The sequence below is a fragment of the Synechococcus sp. R6-10 genome (assembly GCF_047461815.1).
In the GTDB taxonomy this organism is placed as follows: domain Bacteria; phylum Cyanobacteriota; class Cyanobacteriia; order Thermostichales; family Thermostichaceae; genus Thermostichus.
In genome coordinates this window covers 1-6,438 of the sequence record NZ_JANSHW010000220.1, presented here as the reverse complement: position 1 = coordinate 6,438, position 6,438 = coordinate 1, and the positions used below count along the sequence as shown (strand labels likewise).

Sequence of the window (6,438 nt, the reverse complement as noted above, 5' to 3'; positions counted from 1 at the left end):
CCTCTCCAGTAAGGGAATCGGGGATCTGGCCAGCTATTTGACGCGCATTCATGGGGTACGGCCTGCCACGCTGGGCAAATCGGAGCGGCGCACCTATTTCTTTCCCGCGTTGATCGAGCAGTATCGGGCCACCTTGCCCCCAAAAGCTAAGGGGTTGGTGTTCTGGTTTTACGAAGGGCATGTGTTCAGCCAACAGGAACTCTCCTACCTGGTGAAGCTGAGTCGGGAAGACAAGGGAGTGAAGTTTGTGGTGGAACTGGGCCGAGAACGGTCAATTCGTTGGCAACCTCTGCAGAGCGCCTGAACCTCTCTTCAGGATCCTGGAAATTTCTTTGCTACCATCTCAAGTAGATGGCCTGCGGCTCAGATCCCCATCCTGCTAGCGGTTTCTCGTGCCTGTGACCTTGCCAACCGCCTCGCTGCAACAGGGTACTTGGTTTAAGCTGATCTGCGGCGCAAGTTTCCACCACTTGCCCTCGGTTCGGGAGCTGGCTTTCCTTTACACGCTGGCCGGGGCAGATTGCATTGATGTTGCTGCCGATCCGGCCATAGTGCGGGCCGCTCAAGAAGGGATCCAACGGGCACAAGCCGAAGATCCCCAGGCGGGATCCCCTTGGTTGATGGTCAGCGTCAATGACGGTGAAGACGTGCATTTCCGCAAGGCGGTGCTGACGGCTCCTGTTTGTCCTGCCGACTGTCCTCAGCCTTGTCTGGCAGTTTGTCCCCCTCATGCTTTGACCCAGGCAGCCCTTCCTGCTCAAGTCCACATCCAGACAGAGCTGTGCTACGGCTGTGGGCGCTGTGAGCCGGTTTGCCCCCACCGGCGCATTGCCACCTTCGGCTACCAGGTCGCTTTGTCAGAAGTTTTGCCGCCTTTGGTCGAGCTGGGCATTCAAGCGGTGGAGATTCACACCTGCATCGGTCGCCAGAGGCCATTCGAGGAATTGTGGGGATCCCTGAAGCCCTGGCTACCTCAGCTCCAGGCAATCTCAATTAGCTTTAACGATGGCCCGGGCCTAGAGGCTTACTTAAGGGATTTGCTGGCTCTTATGGATCCCTTGCCGGAAGTGTTGATCTGGCAGGTGGATGGCCGGCCTATGAGTGGCGATATTGGAGCTGGCACCGGCAAAGCCACCCTGAAATTGGCCGAGAAGGTACTGAATATGGGTCTGCCAGGCTATGTGCAATTGGCAGGAGGAACCAACGCCCAAACGGTGCCGCTGTTGGATCCCCGGTGGCCGGTGGCGGGGGTAGCCTTCGGCAGCTATGCGCGACAGTTGGTGTCAGCCTATCTGGAAGAGCCAGCTCACAGCTCATCGGAGTCAGGATGGAATCCTGGATTGGTGGCAGGGATCCCGTTGGCCAAGCAGTTGGTGCAGCAAGTAAAGCGGCGATCCGTTGCTTTTAGGCAAACCTGTTTTTCCTGCGTTTAACGACGTTGCTCAGCCATGAGTTTCCCCGTACAGCCCTCAACCCCAAGTCCGTCGATGGATCCGGAAAGTGCTCCGCACCGCTTACGTGAACGTACCGGCTTTCCCGGCCAGGTTCAATACAGCGACGACCTGAGTAAGCTTTTGGATATCCTGCCTGCTCCGATTCGTGAGCGCCTAGAACAGCATCCTCACCTGGATCGATTGGTGGAGGTGGTGCTGGATTTGGGTCGCCGCCCCGAAGCCCGCTTCCCCGGCTTTGCCGATTACCTTTCAGAAGACGTGATCACCCGGGCCGACTTGGATCAGGTGATCAGCCGGGTTGGAGAGTTCAGCAGTGACAACCGCGCAGGCATTGCCTCTACCCTGCACCGGATCAGTGCCATTCGCAACCGCCAAGGCACAATCATTGGCCTTACCTGTCGGGTGGGTCGCTGCGTTATCGGCGTGATCAGCATGATCCGCGACCTGGTGGAACAGGGGCGCTCTATGCTGTTGCTGGGCCGACCGGGGGTGGGTAAAACCACGGCCCTGCGGGAGATTGCCCGTGTGCTGGCCGATGAGCTGGGCAAACGAGTGGTCATTATCGACACTTCCAACGAGATCGCAGGCGATGGAGACGTGCCCCATCCGGGTATTGGTCGGGCCAGACGGATGCAGGTGGCCAGCCCAGAGCTGCAGCACAAGGTGATGATCGAGGCAGTGGAAAACCACATGCCCGAAGTGGTAGTTATCGACGAGATCGGCACCGAACTGGAAGCCTTGGCCTCTCGTACCATTGCCGAACGGGGGGTACAACTGGTGGCCACCGCCCATGGCAACCGCATCGACAACCTGATCAAAAATCCCACCCTCTCAGACTTGGTGGGCGGGATCCAATCGGTCACCCTGGGAGATGAAGAGGCGCGGCGGCGCGGCTCTCAAAAGAGTGTGTTGGAGCGCAAAGCTCCCCCTACGTTTGAGATTGCCATAGAGATGCTGGAGCGATCCCGCTGGGTCATCCACGAAGATGTGGCCGCCACTGTGGATCGCCTCTTGCGCAACCGCGAGCCGCTGACCCAAACCCGCAGTTTAGACGAACACGGCCAGGTGGTGATAGTGCGGAGCACCGCTGGTGCAAACGGGCGCCCGGCTCTATCTGGCCCCCAATGGCCCCCTGCCGGCAGCACAATCTCCGCAGCACGGGAGCGGGGAGGATGGCAACGCTCTGGACGGATGGAAGCTCTGCCTTCAGAGCCGCTTGAAAGTCGCTCGCAGCAGCAAGGAGAATCGGGTTTGCTCCTGGAGAGGCGAGAGGACTCCGTCCCGCTAACGCCAGCGGGATCCCGTCCTGCCGCTCAGGTGGTGGCCGAATCCAGAGTAGAATCCGGCTCTGACGAAGAAGAAGATTTGGACTGGGAGGGATCCGCCCCAGCCCCGACAGGACGGCAGCAGAATCCGGATGGGCCGCTGATGATCTACCCCTACGGAGTGAGCCGCTTCTACCTGGAGCAGGTGATCCAAACCCTGAAACTGTCGGCGGATGTCACCAAAGATCTAGACGAGGCAGACATTGTCTTGGCCTTGCGATCCCAGGTGCGCAGCCGTTCCAAGATCCAGCAGATGGCCCACTCCCGCCAGATCCCGATTCACACCGTTAAGGCCAATACTCTGACTGCCCTGGCCCGCGCCCTGCGCCACATCCTCAACATCGAAAGCGAAGATGGATCCGATTCCGACCTGGAGCTGTTCATTCGCGCCAGCTCAGGCGATGAAACCGAAGCTCTGGAAGAAGCCCGCCTGGCGGTGGAGCAAATTGTCATTCCCAAGTCTCAGCCGGTGGAACTTTTGCCCCGTTCGCCTCTGATCCGCAAGCTCCAACACCAGTTGGTGGAACATTACCACCTGCGGGCCCAAAGCTTTGGCGAAGAGCCCAACCGCCGCTTGCGCATCTATCCCAACTAGCCCCACACGATAGCTCAACCGATAGTTCAGCTCCGTAGAAGCTCTACCCATTGAGCCGTCGTGGTTAGAGAGGAAGGACTCCGTCTCGCTTCTGTGAACGGGATCCTGGGCTAAGATTTGGCTACGCCAAGTGCGGTTCCCGCTGTTGCGACAGCGTTGCAGTTGTCGGCCCAGTGTCGTAGGTACAGCAGCAGGGTGCCCTGGGCATAGCACCATTTATTGCTATAGGGATAGCTAATGACTGCTACAGAAGTACGCTGGACCACTCGGGATATCGAGGCTCTTCCAGAGAATGAATGGATCCGCTACGAGATCATCGACGGAGAACTGCTGGTGACTCGCTCTCCTCATCACAAACATCAGCACATTATCGGGTGTTTGTTCTCCGCACTGCATCGGTGGTCGCTAGAAACAGGATTGGGAGAACCCTCAATCATGCCAGGGATCCTCTTTTCCGAATTTGATAATGTGTCTCCCGATGTTGTTTGGGTTAGTTATGAGCGGCTATCACAGATTCAAGATGAAGCAGGACATTTTCGGGGTGCCCCTGAGCTGGTGGTTGAAGTCCTATCACCTGGAAAAGTTCATGAGGATCGAGACCGCTTGGCAAAACGGAAACTCTACTCTGTGTATGGGGTGCAAGAGTACTGGATCGTCGATCGGCTGGCTCAGAGAGTAGAGGTGTATCGCAGACAACAGGCCCAGTTGGTCTTGGTAGAAACGCTGTTGGCTCAGGATGCGTTGTCTTCTCCCCTGTTGCCCGGCTTTGTCTGCACGGTTGCTGAGCTGTTTACCTCCCGACCCTAGGCTCCAGGCGTACAACAGCCGAAAGGGATCCCATCCCATCCCATCGGCCAAATCAATGAAGCAACCAAGATGCCTGCTGCTGCGTACTCTAGCCGGAAAAAGTGCGGCTTGGCCCTGGCCGAAACCGTTCTGGTGTAACAAGATGTTAAGGGCAGCATTTGCACCGGGATCCCTTCTGAAGGGGCCGGTCTTTTGCTGGCTCATGACCTACATTTCGCACACCTCCAAGGACACATAGCCATGTACAACAATCGTCGTGGTTTTCTTCGCTGGCTGGCTCTCGGTTTTGGCTCGTTGGTGGGTTGGTTACCTGGGTTTACCCGGCGCCGTTTTGCCCTGGCCCAGGGAACTGCTTCTGGCTCTAAGGCTTCTGAGCCGGAGTTTGTGAAAGTTGCCACTCTGGCCGATCTCAAAGATGGCCCCTTCAAGGTGGAAAACGCCTTTGGGAAAAACACCGCCACCCTCTGGCTGGTCGGGGATCCGCAAAAAGAAGATTCTCTGCTGGCTTTGGATGCCGCCTGTCCCCATGCGGGGTGTGATGTGAACTGGCGGGGGGAGAACTTTGTCTGCCCCTGTCATGGCTCGGCTTTTGCTGCCGATGGCAGCCGTACCCGTGGCCCGGCCAAGGCAGACCTGGCCATCTACAAGGTCAAGGTGGAGAAGGGAGAAATTTTTGTAGCCAAAGCCTCATAAAGTTCTGGGCAGGCTGTGGGCTTTGAGGCCAGGCAAAAGGAGTCGGGTATCCGGATTGAGAAGACAATGGGCTGAGCTACCGAGGCTCTCCCTATGGCTCGTCCCTACCGCTATCTGTTCCTCTCCACCCCTGTTGGACCTCTGGGATCCGGGGCCGGTGGTGGTGTGGAGCTCAATCTTGCCAACCTGACGCGTGTCTTACTCCAGATGGGATCCCAAGTGCGGGTGTTGGCCCCTGTGGGATCCCGAATGGCGGAGTTGCCGGAGGAGGTGATCGAGCCGGTGGCGGGCCTTCCCCCGGCCTATGCGCAAACCCAGCGCCGCGATCAGCCGGTTCTGATCCACACCCCCTCTCTGCTGGCCAACCTGTGGCAGCGGGCTGCCCACCTGCAAGATCAGTTCGATCTAATCGTGAACTGGAGCTACGATTGGCTCTCGTTTTATTTGACGGATTTTTTCCGCACCCCGGTGGCCCACATTGTTAGCATGGGATCCCTCAGCGATGCCGTCGATCAGGCTCTAGAGCACATTGCCCATCGCTATCCTGGTCGGCTGGCGGTGCATTCGCGGGCGCAAGCCCAGACCTTTGCCTTTGCCCGAGCCGAGATGGCGGCAGGTCGGGATCCCTTTGTCTATCTGCCCTGCGGGGTGGATCTGCGCCTCTACGACTTTGTGCCCCAAGGGAATGGATCCCTGTGTTGGATTGGCCGCATTGCCCCGGAGAAGGGCCTAGAAGACTGTGCTGCCCTGGCCGAGAAGACGGGAAGGCCGGTGGTGATCCTAGGCCACCTGCAAGAGCCAGGCTACTGGCAGCAGATCCAAGAGCAGTACCCGCATGCCCAATTGGATTACCGAGGGTTTTTGCCCACCCCGCAAATGCAGCGGATCTTGGGGCAATGCTCAGCCTTGATCATGACCCCCAAGTGGGTGGAGGCCTTTGGCTTGGTGGCGGTGGAAGCTTTGGCCTGTGGCGTGCCGGTGATTACCTACCGCCGGGGTGGGCCCGCGGAAATTGTCAGCGATGGAGAAACCGGCTGGATCGTCGAGCCGGACAACGTGGCAGCTTTGGCAGAGGCTGTAGAGCGCCTAGATCACATCGACAGGAGCCGCTGTCGGCAACGGGCAGAAGAGCACTATTCCCTGGGCGCGATGGCAGAGCAGTTTCTGGCCTGGAGCAGGCAGATTGGCCGGGATCCCACCTGGGCAGCCCGCGAGGGAGGAGACAGGCAGTGGTACTATTAACTTACTTAATTCTGGCGAACTGTGTCAGACACGCAGCCCAACAACGGGAACGTTTTGACTTACGACGGGGAAACCATCATGACGACTGGGAAAGGATCTGTTGCGCTGGTGCGATCAGAGGTTCGTCGGCGGTCACAGGTTCTGGGAACGCAGGTGATCAGCCAGGGCAACGCAGCCCGGCTTGGGGTAGTCAGCGAAGTTTGGGCGGATCTGGAAGCCAAGCAGGTTCTGGTGCTGGGGGTGCTGGAAAAAGCCCTTGCCGGATCCCCCCGTTTGATGGAGCTGCGGCAAGTAACAGCGTTGGGTCAGGATGCAGTTCTTG

Annotated in this window: 7 protein-coding genes; all 7 read left to right on the top strand. The window is 58.4% G+C overall.

The genetic code is table 11. The features are described from left to right. Nucleotides 1-304 (top strand): NAD(P)H-quinone oxidoreductase subunit N (ndhN, locus tag NW837_RS07035; protein ID WP_414330189.1); only part of this gene is annotated, 304 nt, incomplete at its 5' end. Between the two features lie 88 nt (nucleotides 305-392). Further along, complete coding sequence (locus NW837_RS07030) at nucleotides 393-1,433, top strand: LdpA C-terminal domain-containing domain (RefSeq protein ID WP_414330187.1); 1,041 nt, start codon at nucleotides 393-395, stop codon at nucleotides 1,431-1,433. Between the two features lie 15 nt (nucleotides 1,434-1,448). Then, the gene (locus NW837_RS07025; RefSeq protein ID WP_414330185.1) at nucleotides 1,449-3,374 is read left to right on the top strand and encodes a R3H domain-containing nucleic acid-binding protein; all 1,926 of its coding nucleotides are present in this window, start codon (nucleotides 1,449-1,451) and stop codon (nucleotides 3,372-3,374) included. 237 nt (nucleotides 3,375-3,611) lie between these two features. After that, nucleotides 3,612-4,181 (top strand): Uma2 family endonuclease, encoded by a 570-nt coding sequence (locus NW837_RS07020; protein ID WP_011434179.1) that lies wholly within the window; start codon nucleotides 3,612-3,614, stop codon nucleotides 4,179-4,181. A 240-nt stretch (nucleotides 4,182-4,421) separates the two neighbouring features. Further along, on the top strand, nucleotides 4,422-4,874 hold the full coding sequence (locus NW837_RS07015) for a ubiquinol-cytochrome c reductase iron-sulfur subunit (RefSeq protein ID WP_414330183.1): 453 nt from the start codon (nucleotides 4,422-4,424) through the stop codon (nucleotides 4,872-4,874). Between the two features lie 93 nt (nucleotides 4,875-4,967). After that, entirely contained in the window at nucleotides 4,968-6,116 is a 1,149-nt protein-coding gene (locus tag NW837_RS07010) for a glycosyltransferase (RefSeq protein ID WP_414330180.1), read from the top strand. Nucleotides 6,117-6,224: 108 nt separating this feature from the next. Continuing rightward, nucleotides 6,225-6,438: PRC-barrel domain-containing protein (locus tag NW837_RS07005; RefSeq protein ID WP_414330178.1), on the top strand; the 214-nt coding region annotated here is incomplete at its 3' end.